This is a genomic window from Neisseria sp. P0009.S010 (assembly GCF_051958545.1).
Taxonomy (GTDB): Bacteria; Pseudomonadota; Gammaproteobacteria; order Burkholderiales; family Neisseriaceae; genus Neisseria; species Neisseria subflava_A.
The window spans coordinates 339,337-357,747 of the sequence record NZ_JBQCVH010000002.1 but is presented as its reverse complement, the minus strand read 5'-3'; the positions used below and the strand labels follow the sequence as shown (position 1 = coordinate 357,747).

General features: G+C 50.1%; 15 protein-coding genes and 1 pseudogene. 11 read left to right on the top strand and 5 right to left on the bottom strand.

From position 1 onward, the window contains the following. Nucleotides 1-161 precede the first annotated feature (161 nt). A complete protein-coding gene (locus ACTHSN_RS03465; RefSeq protein ID WP_107769082.1) occupies nucleotides 162-656 on the top strand; it encodes a type IV pilin protein in 495 nt (164 codons plus the stop codon). A 96-nt stretch (nucleotides 657-752) separates the two neighbouring features. Here the strand turns inward: ACTHSN_RS03465 and ACTHSN_RS03460 are convergent. After that, nucleotides 753-1,406 (bottom strand): annotated as a pseudogene (locus tag ACTHSN_RS03460) (IS1595 family transposase). Nucleotides 1,407-1,594: 188 nt separating this feature from the next. Here ACTHSN_RS03460 and uvrB point away from each other — a divergent pair. From uvrB to ACTHSN_RS03440, 4 genes are all read left to right on the top strand, one after another. Beyond that, on the top strand, nucleotides 1,595-3,613 hold the full coding sequence (gene uvrB / locus ACTHSN_RS03455) for an excinuclease ABC subunit UvrB (RefSeq protein ID WP_070460625.1): 2,019 nt from the start codon (nucleotides 1,595-1,597) through the stop codon (nucleotides 3,611-3,613). Between the two features lie 65 nt (nucleotides 3,614-3,678). Continuing rightward, on the top strand, nucleotides 3,679-4,146 hold the full coding sequence (locus ACTHSN_RS03450) for a hypothetical protein (RefSeq protein ID WP_107769084.1): 468 nt from the start codon (nucleotides 3,679-3,681) through the stop codon (nucleotides 4,144-4,146). Beyond that, nucleotides 4,136-4,696, top strand: coding sequence for a hypothetical protein (locus ACTHSN_RS03445; RefSeq protein WP_070460621.1), 561 nt, complete (start codon nucleotides 4,136-4,138; stop codon nucleotides 4,694-4,696). The genes ACTHSN_RS03450 and ACTHSN_RS03445 overlap by 11 nt, the downstream gene beginning before the upstream one ends. Then, nucleotides 4,693-5,064 (top strand): hypothetical protein, encoded by a 372-nt coding sequence (locus tag ACTHSN_RS03440; protein ID WP_070460620.1) that lies wholly within the window; start codon nucleotides 4,693-4,695, stop codon nucleotides 5,062-5,064. The genes ACTHSN_RS03445 and ACTHSN_RS03440 overlap by 4 nt, the downstream gene beginning before the upstream one ends. 231 nt (nucleotides 5,065-5,295) lie before the next feature. On the opposite strand, the gene xth is transcribed toward ACTHSN_RS03440, so the two are convergent. From xth to ACTHSN_RS03420, 4 genes are all read right to left on the bottom strand, one after another. Next, complete coding sequence (xth, locus tag ACTHSN_RS03435) at nucleotides 5,296-6,066, bottom strand: exodeoxyribonuclease III (RefSeq protein WP_070460618.1); 771 nt, start codon at nucleotides 6,064-6,066, stop codon at nucleotides 5,296-5,298. Nucleotides 6,067-6,231: 165 nt separating this feature from the next. After that, complete coding sequence (locus tag ACTHSN_RS03430) at nucleotides 6,232-6,510, bottom strand: ArsR/SmtB family transcription factor (protein WP_070460616.1); 279 nt, start codon at nucleotides 6,508-6,510, stop codon at nucleotides 6,232-6,234. 414 nt (nucleotides 6,511-6,924) lie between these two features. Next, nucleotides 6,925-8,706, bottom strand: coding sequence for an extracellular solute-binding protein (locus tag ACTHSN_RS03425; RefSeq protein ID WP_070460614.1), 1,782 nt, complete (start codon nucleotides 8,704-8,706; stop codon nucleotides 6,925-6,927). Nucleotides 8,707-8,805: 99 nt separating this feature from the next. Further along, complete coding sequence (locus ACTHSN_RS03420) at nucleotides 8,806-10,008, bottom strand: YihY family inner membrane protein (RefSeq protein WP_070584564.1); 1,203 nt, start codon at nucleotides 10,006-10,008, stop codon at nucleotides 8,806-8,808. Nucleotides 10,009-10,107: 99 nt separating this feature from the next. Between ACTHSN_RS03420 and wrbA the strand changes: the two genes are divergently transcribed. The 6 genes from wrbA to ACTHSN_RS03390 all read left to right on the top strand — a co-directional run bounded on the left by wrbA (nucleotide 10,108) and on the right by ACTHSN_RS03390 (nucleotide 18,171). Beyond that, complete coding sequence (wrbA, locus tag ACTHSN_RS03415) at nucleotides 10,108-10,713, top strand: NAD(P)H:quinone oxidoreductase (RefSeq protein ID WP_285071273.1); 606 nt, start codon at nucleotides 10,108-10,110, stop codon at nucleotides 10,711-10,713. 211 nt (nucleotides 10,714-10,924) lie between these two features. Beyond that, the gene (locus ACTHSN_RS03410; RefSeq protein ID WP_070647227.1) at nucleotides 10,925-13,108 is read left to right on the top strand and encodes a TonB-dependent siderophore receptor; all 2,184 of its coding nucleotides are present in this window, start codon (nucleotides 10,925-10,927) and stop codon (nucleotides 13,106-13,108) included. 144 nt (nucleotides 13,109-13,252) lie between these two features. Beyond that, nucleotides 13,253-15,451 carry a TonB-dependent hemoglobin/transferrin/lactoferrin family receptor gene (locus ACTHSN_RS03405; protein ID WP_440365075.1) on the top strand — a complete coding sequence of 733 codons (2,199 nt, stop codon included), beginning with the start codon at nucleotides 13,253-13,255 and terminating at the stop codon, nucleotides 15,449-15,451. A 72-nt stretch (nucleotides 15,452-15,523) separates the two neighbouring features. Then, a complete protein-coding gene (locus tag ACTHSN_RS03400; protein ID WP_049249087.1) occupies nucleotides 15,524-16,315 on the top strand; it encodes a heme/hemin ABC transporter substrate-binding protein in 792 nt (263 codons plus the stop codon). A 142-nt stretch (nucleotides 16,316-16,457) separates the two neighbouring features. Further along, a complete protein-coding gene (locus ACTHSN_RS03395) occupies nucleotides 16,458-17,399 on the top strand; it encodes a FecCD family ABC transporter permease (RefSeq protein WP_107769087.1) in 942 nt (313 codons plus the stop codon). A gap of 46 nt (nucleotides 17,400-17,445) precedes the next feature. Next, complete coding sequence (locus ACTHSN_RS03390; protein ID WP_440365074.1) at nucleotides 17,446-18,171, top strand: ABC transporter ATP-binding protein; 726 nt, start codon at nucleotides 17,446-17,448, stop codon at nucleotides 18,169-18,171. The last annotated feature ends 240 nt before the right edge of the window (nucleotides 18,172-18,411 follow it).

The window sequence follows — 18,411 nt, the reverse complement described above, 5'->3', positions numbered from 1 at the left end:
GCTGAACCGTTTGCCGGTTCGGGTTGATGGGCGGCTTTGTATGGGCAGTGGCAATGAAGACTTGGACCAATGGGGGCCATTGAGTAAAGGGACAAACGGATAAGGTGCCTCCTGTCGGATAGGGATACAAAGATAAAGATAAAGATAAAGGGAAGAAAGATATGTACTTAAAAGCATTTGACGGAAAACGGAATGGGGCAGCTGTACAGAGGGGCTACTCCTTGATACAGCTGTTGGTGGTGATGCTGCTGGTTTCGATATTGGCGACGGCGGCATTGACTGCCTATCGGGAGTCAGTCCGTTCGGCCAACTTGCGTGCGGCTCATGCCGCCCTGCTGGAAAATGCGCGCTTTATGGAGCAGTTCTATGCGAAAAAGGGCAGCTTTAAGCTGACGTCGACGAAGTGGCCGGAGCTGCCGGTGAAGGAGGCGGGCGGTTTCTGCATTCGGATGAACGGTCAGGCTAAGGGGATCCTGGAAGGGAAGTTTACCCTGAAGGCGGTGGCTCTGGACAGGGAGGCGGAGCCGAGAGTATTACGCTTGAACGAGTCGTTGACGGCGGTAGTGTGCGGGAAGATGAAGGTGAAGGGAAGCTGTACGGACGGTGAGGAGATATTTAGGGGCAATGATGCGGAGTGTAAGCCTTTTACGGGGTAGAAATCTGATCGAAAGGGAGGAAGCGGATAAAGAAAAGGACGTGGGGGATACATCCTTTCGGGAGAGGATAATTTAAGGGGCTGTACTAGATTAGCTCTAAATTCCACACCAATCCCGCAGGATTTTTAGCTGCCGGGACGGTGTGCCGAAGTTAAATCGAAATTCGCATTCTTTCAAGAACAGCGGGAAAGATTTGCGATCGATTCCATTGTATTTTCGCAAGACACGTTTTGCCTGATTCTAAAAATTCTCAATGCCATTAATGTGGTTCTGACGGTCGGCAAATTCCTTGGAATGGTTGATGCGGTAATGGATGAAACCGCTCACGTCCAACTTGTCGTAGCTGCTCGGACTATCGGTATAAACAATACTGTCCGGCATGATTTTCTTTTTAATGACAGGGAGTAACGTTTCAGACTTGGCATTATCCACCACAACGATATAGACCCGTCCGTTGCGTTTCAGAATGCCGACGACAACCACTTTTCCTGCCACACCGCGACCACGCCTGCCTTTACGCTGTCCGCCGAAATAGCTTTCGTCCAGCTCGACAGGGCCCTCGAAAACCTCATCGGCAGCCAAGGCCAAATGATAGTTTATAACCGTGCGGATTTTACGGTAGAACAGTGCTGCTGAATTGGGATGGATACCCAAAATATCGACTGCAGAACGGGCGGTAACTTCCAGTACAAAAAAACGGAGCAGTTCTTTCTGTGCTTTTTTCTTTAATTTGCAGTGCGTTATCTTCATATTTCGAGGGTAACATATCTGCTAATCTAGTACAGCCCCTAATTTAATTGTTCCTGCTAACATAACTAACCTCAGTTAGCTAAGGAAGGAGATGAAATATTTAGTCTTGTCAGATTAGCACACTATCAATTTTCAGACGACCCTTTGTTATAATCCTCTCTTTACCTGAACATAAAACAGGCTGTCTTATGGAAGTCATCCAATATCCCAATTCTCCGTTTAAACTCCATCAGCCATTTCCTCCTGCCGGTGACCAGCCCGCTGCCATTGCCGGCTTGCTCGAAGGGCTTTCAGACGGCCTGGCCTATCAAACCTTGCTTGGTGTAACCGGTTCGGGTAAAACCTACACCATGGCGAACGTCATTGCTCAAAGCGGCCGCCCTGCTATCATCATGGCGCACAACAAAACCCTTGCCGCCCAGCTTTATGCAGAAATGCGCGAGTTTTTCCCCGAAAACGCGGTGGAATATTTCGTCTCCTACTACGACTATTATCAGCCTGAAGCCTATGTGCCCAGCCGCGATTTGTTCATCGAAAAAGACAGCGCGATCAACGAACACATCGAGCAGATGCGCCTTTCCGCCACCAAAAACCTGATGACGCGCGACGACGTGATTATCGTCGCCACCGTGTCCGCCATTTACGGTATCGGTGACCCGACCGAATATCAACAAATGGTGTTGTCCGTCAAAGAAGGCGATACCATCGAGCAGCGCGACATCATTGCCACACTCGTTTCCATGCAGTACGAACGCGGTGATTTGGACTTCAAACGCGGCAGCTTCCGTGTACGCGGCGACGTGATTGACGTGTACCCTGCTGAAAGCTCCGAAAACGCCTTGCGCATCAGCCTGTTCGATGACGAAATCGACCGACTCGATATGTTCGACCCGCTTTCAGGCAGCCTGCACCAACGCGTCGGCCGCTACACCGTCTTCCCATCCAGCCACTACGTTACCCCGCGCGACACCGTCTTGCGCGCCTGCGAGTCCATCAAAGAAGAATTGCGCGAACGCATTGAATTTTTTGCCCGCGAACAACGCCCTGTCGAACAACAACGCATTGAACAGCGCACCCGCTTCGACCTCGAAATGCTCTACGAAATGGGCTTCTGCAAAGGCATCGAAAACTACTCCCGCCACTTCTCCGGAAAAAAAGAAGGCGAACCGCCGCCCACGCTGATGGACTACCTGCCCGACAACGCTATCATGTTCATCGACGAAAGCCACGTTACCGTCACCCAAATCGGCGGCATGTACAAAGGCGACGCATCGCGCAAGCAAAACCTCGTGGACTACGGCTTCCGCCTGCCTTCCGCCCGAGACAACCGACCGCTCAAGTTCCACGAATTTGAAAAAGTCATGCCGCAAACCATTTTCGTTTCCGCCACCCCCGCCAAATACGAAGAAGAACACGCCGGACAAGTAGTCGAACAAGTCGTCCGCCCCACCGGGCTGGTCGATCCCCAAATCATCATCCGCCCCGTCGCCACCCAAGTTGATGACTTAATGAGCGAAATCAACGACCGCATCCAAAAAGGCGAACGCGTGCTCGTTACCACCCTCACCAAACGCATGGCGGAACAACTCACCGACTATTACAGCGAACTCGGCATCAAAGTGCGCTACCTGCACAGCGACATTGATACCGTAGAGCGTGTTGAAATTATTAGAGATTTGCGGCTCGGATTGTTTGACGTACTCGTCGGCATCAACCTCTTGCGCGAAGGCTTGGACATCCCCGAAGTCTCCCTCGTCGCTATCCTCGACGCTGACAAAGAAGGCTTCCTGCGCTCCCACCGCAGCCTGATTCAAACCATAGGCCGAGCCGCGCGCAACGTGAACGGTGTCGCCATCCTGTACGCCGACAAAATTACCGATTCCATGAAAGCCGCCATCGATGAAACCGAACGCCGCCGCGAAAAACAGATTAAATTCAACGAAGAACACGACATCGTGCCGCAGCAGATTAAAAAACAGGTCAAAGACATCATCGATGGCGTGTACCACGAAGAAGACAGCGGCAAAGGCCGTCTGAAAGGCAAAAACAAAGTCAAAGTCGGCGAGATTCACAATGAAGAAGACGCGATTAAAGAAATCGCCAAACTGGAAAAAGCCATGCAGCAGGCAGCTAGGGATTTGCAGTTTGAAGAAGCGGCTGTGTTGCGGGATAGGATTCGGGGGATTAAAGAGAATTTGTTGTTTTAACTGTGCTATACTTTCAAAAATGTTATTTCTCACAATAAATACCTTATTTATGGATGATAAACAAAATGCATGGTTATAATGATTATCCACCACATTTGTTTTATAAAGGGACAGTAAAAATATCTGTTATTTTGGAGCAAGCGCAAAGAGATACAAATGGTATAAATAAACTTAATAAAGTTCACGAGTTATTTGGAACGCCCGCTGTTGGGCTTGTTGCTAGGATTCGTAGATACATAAATGGGGAAGCTTTAAAAATGCCAGAAGCAATAAATAATGAAAAATATCCATTTAAAGCAATTAAATATGCTCACTGTACCGATTGGGATAAATTCAATGAAGAAAATGGTTCTATTAATGATTTAGCTCATTTACGTGCTTATTTTTGGGATTGCAACCCATATGGTGAGGAACTAATGTGTATTACACATTTTTTGAGAAAACAAACAGAAAAATTACATCCAAAAGATACAGAAATTTCTTTGCAAGAAAAAGATAAATTCGAAAAAAATGGATTCAGTTATGAAGACTAACGTACTAGCTTTAAGTAGTAGAAGTGAATTTGATCAAGCAGTATATCAAGAAGATATTCTTATTGAATTGTCAGAAAGACTGGCTCTAGAGATGGAATATGCCCAAATCCAACCTGAGGAATTGCAAAAACTGTTAGGGAAAAATGAGGCATATGTGACAGGTTTATTGGAGGGCTTTGCTAATATTAGATTAAAAGAATTGGCAGATATTTTTTCTGTTTTTAATAAATATGTTAAGCTTATGCCTGCTTATGAAGGTCAAAAAGTTTGCTATTTAGAAGATAGTAAATTTAATACCGTGAAGTTAAATATTAATCCTGAGGTAAAGATAGCTGAAGACTTTAGAAATTTCTCCATTATAAAACATAATGATAACACGCAAACGATATCAAAATTAGTTAATGTTACAGTTAATAATAATTTTAGTTGCAACTCTGAGTTTCAGGGAATTTTAGAAAGTCAGTATATTGGAAATTCATTACCAAATAATCAGCATCAAATTCAAGATATTATCTGTGGAAACAATTCTTTGGTGAGTAATGTAAAATGAATGATATTAAATTATCAAATAAATCAATATTTTTTAAAGATTTATTTTATAAAACATCCTTAGACTCAATATCAAGAGATGATATTGGCGGTGGAGAAATGCAAATTCTTGCACAACCACAAATAGAAAAGAAATCTGATACAGAGTTTAAAGTTACTGCAATTGCAGATGTGTCTAGCACAAGCAAAGAGTTCATTTTAACAGCGTCTATTTGGGTTAAATTTGAATTTAGCTTGGTGCATGCAGAGTTACCAGATGATGCAAAAATAAAAAATGTTGCACAAGAAATCTTTGAAGATTTAGTTTATAAATTTATTCAGGAGTTCACAGAACGAACGCCTTTTCATATGACTACTAGCAAGCCGTAGCCTGTATCTCCACCAACCACGTTGCGTGGTTGCGCCATACTCTACTTGCAGGTGGCACAAAATTTAAAACCGACGTGTAGTGTATGTGCGGTACGCACGCACGCGTTCTTTTCCGTTCAAACCATTATTTCAAACTTTCAGAAGACCTCAAATGTCGTCTGAAAACTTTTAGAATAAAGGCCGTCTGAAATCCAGTTTTCAGACGGCCTGATTTTTTCTTAATTCAAAGTGTTAGCAGTCAAACTCTGCAATTACCGGTGTGTGGTCGCTGGGGCGTTCTTGGGCACGGGTTTCTAGGTCGACAGTGACGTCGGTAAGGGTGGCGGCGAGTTCGGGGCTGCTGAGAATGTGGTCGATGCGCAGGCCGAGTTTGCGTTGGAACATGGCGCCGCGGTAGTCGAACCAGGTGTAGAACGCGCCTTCTGGGTGGATTTTGCGTAGGCTGTCGGTCAGGCCAAGGTCGAGCAGGTTTTTAAACCATTGTCTTTCGATGGAGGAACAATGGATTTTTTCGTGCCATTTTTCGGGGTCGTAGCAGTCGGCATCGGCCGGGGCGATGTTGAAGTCGCCGAGCAGGACGAGTTTGGGGTGTGCGGCCATTTCGGCGCGGACGAATTCGGTCAGTGCGGCAAACCATTGTTCTTTGTATTGGAATTTTGGGCTGTCCAGGGCTTCGCCGTTGACGCAATAGACGTTGATGACGCGCACGCCGTTGATGGTGGCGGCGATGACGCGGCGTTGCGGGTCGTCGGGGAGGGCGGGAAGGCCGCAATGTACGTCTTGCGGCTCGTGGCGGCTGATGATAGCGACGCCGTTGTAGGTTTTTTGGCCGCTCCAGACGCAGTGCCAGCCCATCATTTGCAGGGCGGCTGCCGGGAATTTGTCTTGATCGAGTTTGAGTTCTTGTAAGGCGAGTATGTCGGCTTGGTGGTCGGCTAGCCAGTTTTGTACTTGGGGCAGGCGGACGTTGAGGGAATTGACGTTCCAAGTAGCGATTTTCATGATGTTTCCGTGTGTGCTGTTGGGTGGGAAGGCGGCGGATTGCGCCTGTGGGCATGGGCGGTATTGTAGCGGATTGGTTTATTTTTCGATATGGGCTGAAAGTGGCAGGCCGTCTGAAAGCTGATGTTTCAGACGGCCTTGTTGTTGTGATATGGAATTATTTGTTTATTCGGCTTGGTCTTTGAGCGTGCGCAGGGTATTGAGGATGGTGGTGGCTTCTTCGGAGATGATGCGGTATTCGATGATGCGGTGGTAGCGTGTGAAATCGATGATGCCTTCGGTGCGCAGGCGTGCGAGGTGGTTGGCGATGCCGGTCGGGGAGGAGTCGAGCGCTTGTGCCAGTTCGGTAATGCTGCGGTCGCCGTTAAGCAGCAGAAAAAGGATGGCCATGCGTTCGGGGTTGGCAATCAGTTTGAGAATGGTAGAGAGACGCTTGATTTCCATATTATTGTTCCTTTTGTCTGTTATATGAATGCTTGATTTGGGTTAAATTTGGATGATTGTAGTTTTTATTAAGATTAACCTTATAATTCAAACTCTTACCTTGCAGTGTACACGGTTTTGTAAAATTTGAGGGCATTGTTTTGCAATTTTTTGTTCATTTTCGATATTTTGCTTCGGTTGCAAAAATGGATTGAAAAGAGACGAAAAGGCCGTCTGAAATGTTCCGTTGCAGATGATTTTGCTGACGGATGTTTCAGACGGCCTTTGATTTGGCTTTAAGTTGTTTTTTCTTTTATGTTTGTTTTGAATCAGCCGATTGATTGTTTTTAAACAAACAACTAGGTTTTATGATTCTATGCTTAGGACTACACGCCAAAGGCTTGTCAGATGCTTGGACGTGTTGTCGAAATGCGACTACTTTTTCTTCCAGCCTGCGGTCATGGCGAAGGTGATGGGGTCGTAGTATTTCGGCAGCTTGGACGGAATGCCTACATCGTTACGGTACACGACGCGGTAGCGGTCGGCGAACCAGTTTGGAACGATGGTGTATTGGTGGCGGATCAGTCGGTCGAGCGCGCGCGAGGTGGTTTGTAGCTCTTGGCGGTTGGTAAAGCTGTTGAAATGGGTCAACAGTTTTTCAACCGCAGGATGACAGACACCGGATAGGTTGCGGCTGCCTTCGGTTTTGGCGGCGGCGCAGCTGAAGTAGTCGTATTGCTCGTTGCCGGGGCTTTCGCTGTTGCCGTAGTAGCCGGTGGTCACGTCAAAATCGAAGTCGTTCATGCGTTTTTGGTACACGGCGGAGTCGGCGGTGCGCACGTTCATGGTAATGCCGATTTTGGCGAGGTCGCTCTGCCATTTGGAGGTAATGCGTTCGTAGTTTTTGCTTGGTGCGAGGAATTCAAAGGTCAGCGGTTTGCCTTGTTTGTCGACTGCTTTGCCGTTTTTGTATTGATAGCCGCCTTTTTCAAGCAGGGCGCGTGCTTTGAGCAGGTTCGGGCGCACGCCCAGTTTGGGGTCGGTAACCGGCGGCATAGGGACGTCTTGATCCAATACGCCGTCGGGCAGCTTGGTACCCAATGATTTGAGCAATGCGGTTTCCGCGCTGTCCGGCTTGCCGGTTGCGGCCATGGTGCTATTGGTAAAGAAGCTGTCGGTGCGGCGGTATGCGCCGTAGAAGATGCGGCGGTTGACGCTTTCGTAGTCGAAGCTTTCAATCAAGGCGCGGCGGACGTAAATATTGTCCAAGGGCTTGTGGCGCATATTGATGACGAAGCCTTGCATGCCGGCTGTGCTGTTTTGTATCCATTCGTGTTTGGACAGATTACGTTTTTTGAGGACTTCGTCGGAGTAGGCGCGCGCCCAGTTGCGGGCGACGTTTTCTTGTACGAAGTCATATTGGCCGCCTTTCAGCCCTTCGATGCGGACAACTTCGTCTTTGACGTATTTGATGCGGATGTGGTCGTAGTTGTAGCGGCCTTTGCGTACGGGCAGATTTTGCGCCCAGTAGTTTTTGTCGCGGACAAACTCGCTGATGCGGCCGTTTTCAGCTTTGGCAAAACGGTAGGGGCCGGAGCCGATCGGCAGGCTGTTGGGTGCGGCGGCCAGGCCTTTGGGATAGCTTTTATGCGAGAAGACGGGCAGGCTGCCGAGAATCATGTGCAATTCTGAGTTGCGCTGTTTGAAGCGGAACACGACGGTGCGATCGCTGGGCGTTTCCACTTTGTCCACGTCGCTCCAGTAGAAGTGGTACATGGGGGCGGCAGCTTTGTCTTTGGTCAGGATGTTAAATGAAGCGGCAACGTCTTTGGCCAAAACGGGGTCGCCGTTGTGGAATTTGGCTTTAGGGTTGATTTTGAAGGTAACGGAAAGGCCATCCGGCGCCAGGGCGATGTCTTCGGCAATCAGGCCGTAAACGGCGTAAGGTTCGTCCATGCTTTGCTCGGTCAGGGTGTCGAGCGTCAGCATGCTGATGCCGTATTCGTGGTTGCCTTTGAGGGTAAAGGGATTGAGCGTGTCAAAAGCACCGAGGAAAGGCGTGGTAAACGAGCCGCCTTTGGGAGCGTTGGGATTGACGTATTCGAAAGCGGTGAAGTTGGCCGGATATTTCGGTGGTTGGCCAAGGCTTACGCCGTGGGCGGCAAAAGCGGCAGATGGAATCAGACCGAGCAGCGAGAGTAGGGCTGGTGTTTTCATCTATTTTTCCTTGTAGGTTGAATGTAGTATTCAGTAGTGTGCTGATTATAGCAAAGGCCGTCTGAAACTTGATATTTTTGCTTTCAGACGGCGTCAGGTTTAAGAGGATTGTTTTTTCGTATGGGCACTGAACTCGGCCAGCGTCATGTTCAAGGTTTCCAAGCAGGGCTGCATAATGTGATCAACCGTTTGATTGACCTTGTCTTTATTAAGCGTTTGCGGACGGTAGACAAAGAGTTTGAACAGCTCAGCCAAGTCGATGGACTCCGCTCCCATTTTCAAGACCCAGCCCTGACGGCCGGAATAGACATAACCGTGTCGCGCCAGCTTTTCCAAAAGCTCGCCCAATTCATCGAAGCCCATATTGATATGCCGTCTGAACTCCTGCACCGGCAATGCCTTGCCACTTTGTTGGGCAGAGTCGAGCAGCAGCAGGATTTTCAATACATCATCAAAGCGGCCGCGCGCATCCAGACTGCGGCGGAACGCTTCGCCGCGCCAGTAGGACAGGGACGAGGTCAAAACCGCGCCGCCCAATACCAGCGTCCACAACAGGTTGAGCCACAACAGGAAAAACGGTACCGCGGCAAATGCGCCGTAAATCGATTTGTAGCCGTCAAAGTTGCCCATGTACCAAGCGAATAAAAAGCGTGCCGTTTCCAAGCAAAACGCCGTTACGGCCGCGCCGACCAAAGCATGGCTGGCAGGCACGAAACGGTTGGGCACAAAGCGGTATAAACCCCACAGCAGCAGCGTAATAAATGAAACCGTAGTGATAACCCTCAGCCATTCCGAGCCGCCCACTACTTGCACCTGACCGATCACGACCGACAAGCCCACGCCCAAAGACAAAGGCCCAAACGTCAGCAACGCCCAATACACTAAAAACTGCATCATCCAAGGCCGTTGCGAATTGACGCGCCAAATCCGGTTGAACGCATTGTCTATCGTCCGAATCAACATCAGCGAGGTTACGACCAACATCACACTGCCGATCGCCGTCAGATTGGTGGCCTTATCGCGGAATGCATTGATGTAGTCAAACACCATGTCCGCGCCCTGCGGAACGATGGTGCGGTTGATAAAAGAGATAAATTCCTCCGACCATTGGTCGAAAACGGGGAAGGCCGAAGCGATGACGACCATCACCGTCAACACGGGCACCAAAGCCAAAAGTGTCGTAAACGTCATGCTTGCCGCTACCTGCGGCACGCGCTCCTCATCAAAACGGCGCACGACAAACCAAGCGAACGCCACGCCTTTACTCTTTAAAAAACCTTGCCACCATTGCGAAAACGGCATAACCTTTTCCCTCTTTTAAATTGAAATTTTTTCTTTTCAGACGGCCCGAGTATTTAAAAGGCCGTCTGAAACCTGACAGCATTGTAACGGAAACCCCAAATGAACCCAAATCCTCTGAAAATCCTCGTTCTCTTTTATTCCCAAAATGGCAGCACGCGCAACCTTGCCCGCCAAATCGCACGCGGTATCGAAAGCGTGGACGGTTGCGAAGCCGTATTGCGTACCGTTCCCAAAGTTTCCACCGTTTGCGAAGCCGTTGAAAAAGCCATTCCTGACGAAGGTGCGCCATACGCGACTGCCGACGACCTCAAAAATTGCGCCGGCCTTGCGCTCGGCAGCCCGACGCGGTTCGGCAATATGGCTGCCGCGATGAAATACTTTATCGACGGCACCATTCCCCTTTGGCTCGGTGCAGAACTCGTCGGCAAACCTGCCACCGTTTTCACCAGCACATCTTCGCTGCACGGCGGCCAAGAAAGCACCCTGCTGACCATGATGCTGCCCCTGCTGCACCACGGCATGGTCATCAGCGGCATTCCATATACCGAGTCCGCGCTCAGCAATACCCAAAGCGGCGGCACGCCTTACGGCGCAAGCCATGTTTCCGGCCACGACAGCAAGCCGGTATTGACTGCCGAAGAAAATGATATTGCCTTTGCTCAAGGTAAACGTTTGGCAGAATTGGCACGAAAGTTGGCAGACTGATTGCCTTATCATAAAAAGATTAAGGCCGTCTGAAAACCTGATGATATGGGTTTCAGACGGCCTTTTTAGTTAATTGGGACTAGATAGAAAATAAATATTTTGAATTAAACAAAATACTTAGAAAATAATGATTAAAACATAGTTCCATCGGGCTACATCTTTTTGATAGAATCTGCGACCAAATTGTAAAGATAAGCTAATTGGAGAGGCTATGTCACTACCTGTATTTCCCTATGGCAAATTAAGCTTTGCCGTCAGTCTGGCGCTGTGTTCGGCGTATTCTTTCTCGACCGAAGTAGAAAATACCCAGCCGCAAGAGCGTGTCGATTTACCGACAGTTACCGTCCAAGGAGTCGGTAAACAGACTACTTCCAACTACACCATTCCCGCTTCCTCCGCCGCGACAGGCATCCGCCTGACCCAGCGCGAAACGCCGCAGTCCCTGTCTGTCGTAACGGCAAAACAAATCGAAGACCAAGGCTTGGACAGCCTGCAGGACGTATTGAAACAAACACCGGGTGTGTTCCACAGCAAAATGGGCAACAACGTATCCGGCCACAGCGAGTTTATTTCACGCAGTCAGGCCGTTGACAGCATTTCCGTGGACGGCGCGCCCAAATTCCTTTACGACGGTAAAGCCATCCGCCGCGGTACCAACAATCTGGACAGCGCATTGTATGACCAAGTCGTCGTCGTGCGCGGCGCAAGCGGTTTGTCCAACGGCGGTATGGGCGAGCCGGGCGGTACGGTTGCTTTGGAACGCAAAAAACCGACTGCCAAACCTGCCGTCAGCGTAGAAGCCGGTGTCGGTTCGTGGAACCACTACCGCTTCGTCCTTGATGCCAATCAGCCTTTAAATGCAGACAATACCTTGCGCGGCCGCGCTATTTTGGTCAGCGACCACGGCGGCGATTACCTGCCGAACACTTCGCGCCACAATCATACGTTCTACGGCATTCTCTCCTACGACATTGCCCCTCAGACTCAGTGGAATATCGGTACGGAAATACACCGTTTCCGCAATACCGGCAGCTCGCCTTTCAGCTATCTGACCGTGGCGGGAAACCCTAGAAAAAATCAACCTTTCAAACCATTTGCAGCCTCACCGCGCAGCAATGCCTCGGCAAAATGGGCTTACGGTAAAGAAAACAGTGCGGAAATCTTCACCTCTGTCAATCATGAGTTTGAAAACGGTTGGGCTCTGAACGGCAACTACAGCCATACTTATGGAAAAAGTGATGCAGTTTCCGGTATAGCCGGTCCTTTTGTCATTTATCCGGACTATTCCGCTAAATTCGTTGCCGAGCGCGACCAAGCCAAGTACACCGACCAAGATTTTTCTCTGAGTTTGGACGGCGATTACCCGCTTTGGGGACGCAAACATGAATTCAATGCCGGCATCAGCTATCAGCACAATAAGGAAACTCTTTCATATTACGACAAAGATAAAGATAGGGTTGTCCCTGATTTGCGCCTTTTCGACGGAAATTTCACAAAACTGGCCATGCCCTACCTTCGCGACGGCTTTGCCCATATGAAAAACCTCTCTGTTTACGGTTCGACCCGTTTTAAACTAACCGACAGGCTGGCATTGATAGGCGGCGGACGGTTTGTAGATTGGCAATACCACTACAGTTCCAATCGCAACAATTTTGCCGACAGCAGGCATAAAAACAAGGTATTTATCCCCTATTTGGGCGCAAGTTATGATTTAAATGACAATCTGACAGCCTACACCTCCTATACCACCATATTCCGCCCGCAAGTGCGCTATTTGGATCAAAACGGCAAACCGCTGGAACCGCAACGTGGCAAAACATATGAACTCGGCTTAAAAGCCTCAGGGTTTGAAGGCCGTTTGAACGCTTCTGCGGCTGCGTTTATCAATAAACGCGACCATTTGGGGAAAGAAATTGACGATGAGGAAAATCAACGGTTTTACTATGAATCTATTGACCGCACGACGACCAAAGGCGTGGAATTGTCCGTCGGCGGACGCTTGAGCGACAAATGGCTGCTCAATGCTTCTTATGCGTACTCCAAACTCAAAAATGATTCGGGCAATGTGGTCAACCCTTCTTATCCTGCCCACCTTTTCAAACTCTTTACTGCGTATGATGTTACCGACCGCCTAAACTTGGGTGCAAACGTCAACTGGCAAAGCGGTACAAACGCCTATGATGAATACCAGCCCTTCACCGCTGCCGGTAAAGAAGCACTGACCCAACGCCCATACGCTACGCTGGACTTGACCGCGCATTACAAAATCGGCAAATCCACCCGCATCGGTTTAGACTTTGAAAACGTGTTCAACAAACGCTACCGCCCCATGCCGGATATTCACGTTTACGGCACGCCGCGTAGTGTGACTGCAACGGTTAAACATACGTTCTAATTGAAAAGAAAAATAGTGCAGGCCGTCTGAAAACCTAAATTATCGGGTTTTCAGACGGCCTTTTGTTTATATCTTAAACTTGCAAAAACCGTCTGTTTGTTTTATAAATGCAAACCATTATTATTAAAATGGTAAGGTTATGTAATGAAAAAGAAAGCGATTGCCTGTGTAGTAGGGGCGGTTTTTTCCGGACAGTTATATGCGGCTCAGATGCCGGTGGCTCAGGCAGAAATAGAGCCTGTGGTGGTCACGGCTGACCGCAATGCGCAAACCTTGGATAAAGCCGCGCCGAATGTGTCGGTTATCGGACGCAAAACCTTGAATCAAGCCTCGGCACAGAATTTAGACGATATCGTGATGTATGAATCCGGCGTCAGCGTGCCGTCAGACAACAATCGCCGCGGTCATGCCGGTATCAATATCCGAGGCATAGACGGCAACCGCATTCTGATGATGGTGGATGGCGTGCGCATTCCTGAATCTTATGCAGGCGGCGGCTCCAACGGCGCGATTTCGGGACGCGATATGGTCGAAAGCGACACGCTCAAGCAGGTCGATATTGTCAAAGGCCCTTATTCCGCGCTGTACGGCAGCGACGCGCTCGGCGGTGTGGTGAATATGGTGACGCTTTCTCCGAGTGATTTCGTCGATGCGGGCAAACGCGGTTATTTCGGTTTGAAACACGGCTACCGCAGCCGCGACCGCAGCCATGGCGTAACGGCGACTGTAGCAGGTTTCCATGAAAACGCCGAAGGCCTGCTGATGCTGACGCGCCGTCAAGGTCATGAAACCGAAAACATGGGCAGCGATACCAGCTACTCGACTGCGCGTACTGCCACCAATCCACAGAAAAACAATGCCTACAATATTTTGGCGAAAGGCAATATCGGCAACGAACGCCACCGTTTTGAAACTTTGTACGAACAGTATTACCACGCCAACGATACCGTATTGGCAAACGGCTTGGGTTCGCAATCGCGCGGGCCGGTAACCATCGCAACATCCGAGAGCAATGCTCGCGACCGTATCCGCCGTCAACGTATCGAAGCGGGCTACCGCTACGCTGGCGAAGGCCGTCTGAAAGAAGCCAACCTGACTGCCTATCAGCAAAAACTGCGTACGGAAGACGATGCCGTCGATGCGAGTATTACGCGTATGGGCGCGCGCCAATTAGGTAACTCGACCCGTTATTCCGACTACGGTTTCAATCAGACCATACGCGGGCTGAACGGGCGTGGCGTGTGGGAATTTGACGGCGCGGTCAAACAAACCGTCGTTGCCGGCGCAGAATACAAACACACCGAGACCGCCCGTCCGCGCGACAGCCTGACAGTGGACAATCTGACCGGCGCTGTCAGTAAAGTTTATGCAGGCAGCACCTATCCAAATAAAACCTTCCCCGACAGCAAGCGTAAAACGTTCAGCGTTTACGCACAAGACAGCCTGACCTTCGGCAACAGCATCGTTCTAACTCCAGCTTTGCGTTACGAAAAAGACAAGCTGAACACGTCGACCGACCAAGCCTATCTCAATGCCAATCCCGGCGGAACAGCGACGCGCTTTAGCGATTCCGCGTTTACGCCCAGCCTGCGCCTGAGTGTGCCTATGGGTAAGCAGTTCACCGGTTTTGCCACTTATTCCCAAGGCTTCCGTACGCCGCCGTTTGACAGCGCAACCATGGCGTTTGCCAATACGACCTACGGCTATGCCGTCATTCCCAATGCCAACCTCAAATCCGAACGCTCCAACAGCTTTGAATTGGGAATGAAATTTAAAAACGAACGCGCCCGTGCGCAAGTCACCGCGTTCTACAACCGTTACCGCAACTTCATCAACCGCACTGAAATCGGTACCTCCACCGTTGGCGGTCGCCCGATTATCCAGTACCAATATCAAAACCTTGATCACGTCAAAACCTACGGTGCTGAAGCTTCTGCCGCCTACAAATTCCTGCCGGGCTGGCAAGTCTCCGGCAGCATCGCTTGGATGCGCGGTGAGCAGCAGGACGGCAAACCGTTGGATTCCGCTTATCCGCTTAACGGCGTTTTGGGTTTGGATTACACGCAGGAAAAATGGGGTGTCGGCACCAAGCTGCGCTGGTCGAAAAAACATAGCCGCGTCAGCAGCGACACTGTTTTCCAAGCACCGGGTTATGGCGTATGGGATGTCGGCGCGTGGTACAAGCCGTTTAAAAACCTCGAAATCGGCGCAAACATTTACAACGTCGGCAACAAAAAATACTGGCAGCACACAGACGTTGCCGGCATGAGCCGTACCAGTGTGATGGACTTGTACACCGAAACCGGCCGCAATTTCGCTGCGACCGTACAACTGAAGTTCTAATGTGATTCAACCGTTTTCAGACGGCCTGGAAAAACGATCAGGCCGTCTGAAAGCATACAACAAGGAAAAACAATGAAACTCAAACTCCTCTTGCTTTCCGCGTTTATTTCGTTGGCCGGCACTGCACACGCGCAACGCATCGTCGTGTTGACCCCCGATACGGCAGACATCGTTGCCGCGCTCGGCGCATTGGACGAAATCGTCGGCCGCGATCAGACTGTTCAAAATCCGGCGTTGAAAAACAAGCCCAGTATCGGCATTCATCGCCGCCTGACGGTTGAACCGATTGTGGCCGCCAAACCCGACATTGCCATCGGTTCATGGATGGCGCAGCCTGCCGATATTTTTGCCCACCTGCAAAAAGCAGGCATTAAAGCCGTCAATGTTGCGCCCGACGACAGCATTGCCGCCTATCCGCAAAGTATCCGCAACATCGGTCAGCTTATCGGCAAAAGCGCGCAGGCGGACAAGTTGGCTAGCAAGTGGCAGGCGGATATGAAACAGCAGCCTTCCAGCGGCAAACGCTACCTCTTCAGCTACGACGGGCGCATCGTATCGGGCAAGAATACTGCCGCCGACGAAATCATCCGCCGCGCCGGCGGTATCAATGCCGCAGCCGCCATTGACGGCCTCAAACCGATGACGCGTGAGGCATGGATTGCGGCCAAACCCGACATCATCATTATTGCCGACCACAACACCGCCATGATAGGCAACGTCAAAACCTTTGCCGCACGCCCCGAAATAGCCGGCTCGCCTGCCGCGAAAAACGGCAAAATTTATTTGTGGAAGGCCAACGATATGTTCCGTTACGGGCTGGATACGCCACAAGTGATTCAGCGTTTGCACGGTTTGGCGAAATAAACGCGCCTGATTTGAAAAGCCTGCCCGATTTTTGTTTTCAGACGGCCTTGATTTGTTCCTTCTTATTGAGGAGGAAGCAAAACGGTTGTCTTAAAAATGCCGTCTGAAACCGTCCCTCAATCCGCTTAAACCTCATGATGTCATGAAACCGCATACCCTTACCCTCTGCCTGCTGCTTACTGCCGCTGCCGTTTATTTGTGCTGCGGCATCGGTTTTGGCGCGTGGGAGTCGCCATTGGCGATGGATGAAACCGTCCGCCAAATCCGTTTACCGCGCATCTATACCGCACTTTTGGTCGGAGCCGGTTTGTCCGCTTCGGGGGCGGCATTGCAGGCTTTATTTGAGAACCCGCTGGCCGATCCGAGTTTGATCGGGACGTCGGGCGGGGCGGCCTTGGGCGTGATTGTGTTATTGGCTGTGGGTGGCGGCGCGATGGGTGTACCGGCGGCGGCTTTTCTCGGTGCATTGGGTGTATGCCTGCTGATTTTGGCGGTGCACAAACTGCTCGGCGGCGGTACTTTGGGATTGCTGGTGTTGGGTTTTGTGTTGAGCGCGTTTTCGGGCGCGGTGGTCAGCATGATTTTGTTTTTGTCTGACGATTTGGTATTGCGCAGCGCGACCACATGGCTGTCGGGCAGCCTTGCCGAAGCCGGTTTCTCATCGCCTGTTGCGGCAATTGCGGTCATGTTGCCCGGTTTTCTGATTTTGTTGTCGGCAGGCAGGCGGCTGGACGTTTTGATGACAGGGGAAGACACGGCTGCCAGTATGGGGGTATCAGTTGGGGCATTGCGTGTGCAAACCGTAATCGGCGCGGCATTGATGACGGGAGCGGCGGTATCGCTTTCGGGCATCATCGGTTTTCTCGGCATGATGATCCCCAATGTGCTGGCGCAAACCGTCGGCGGCAGCCGCCGCAAACTGATTGCGCTGTCGGCTTGGTTGGGCGCAGTATTTTTGATGGTGGTAGATGGCGCAGCGCGCTGGCTGACATACCCTGTCGATCTGCCGGTCGGTATCGTAATTGCCTTATTGGGCGGACCATTTTTTATGTATTTGTTTATCAAGCCTTTGAAAAGCCGTTGATGCCTAAACAGGCCGTCTGAAACTTTATTGCACCATATCTTTTGCCATGCATACCTTATTTCAAATCTGTAATCTTTCCGTCCTCGTCCAAGACAAAACCCTGCTTGAAATCGATCAACTGGATATACCTTCCGGCATGACCGTCATTATCGGTCCGAATGGTGCGGGCAAGTCCACTTTACTGCGTGCCTTAATCGGGCAAACAGGGCAGGGGGAAATCACGCTTTTCGGTGAGGCCGTTGCGCCGCAAATCCGCGCGGGCAGGGTGGCATGGGTCGGGCAGCATGGCCGTTACAACATGCCGATGACCGTACGTGAATACATTGCGTTGGCGTCATTCGTACAAAAAGGCCGTCTGAACCATGAATGGGCGGACGAGTTGCTCGATTATTTTGATTTGACGGCATTGGCGGATAAGCGTATCGGCAAGCTCTCAGGCGGCGAGCAACAACGCGCCAACATCATCCGCGCCCTGTTGCAAAACGCGCCGGTCTTGCTTTTGGACGAACCGTGCAACCATCTCGATATTCGCCACCAACACCGCCTGATGCAGTATTTGGTCGGGCATTCAAACCGTGCCTCATCAATGATGGTATTGCACGATTTAAACCTCGCCGCGCGTTATGCGGAACATATTATTTTGATGAATAAGGGAAAAGTCGTTGCATCAGGCAAGGTGGGCGAAGTGATGCGCCCCGACTTGCTTGAATCGGTTTACGGTTGGCAGATACGCCGTTGCGAAGATGAAGCAGGGTTTTATTTCAGAAGCTGAGCGCCAACAGGCCGTCTGAAAAACGATAAAGAAAATTTATTTTATCGTTCAAAAATAAAACGAGATGGGAGGATGTTCCCGACTTGAAGAACCAAATTTTGTGCATTTCACAAGTAAAATGCCGATTTCCATAAAATAGAAATACATTTAATTATTTATAGAATACAATATTTTAAAATAATACTGATTTTTAATTACTCAAAAATGTTGACAAGAAAACGATGATGGTTATTTAATATA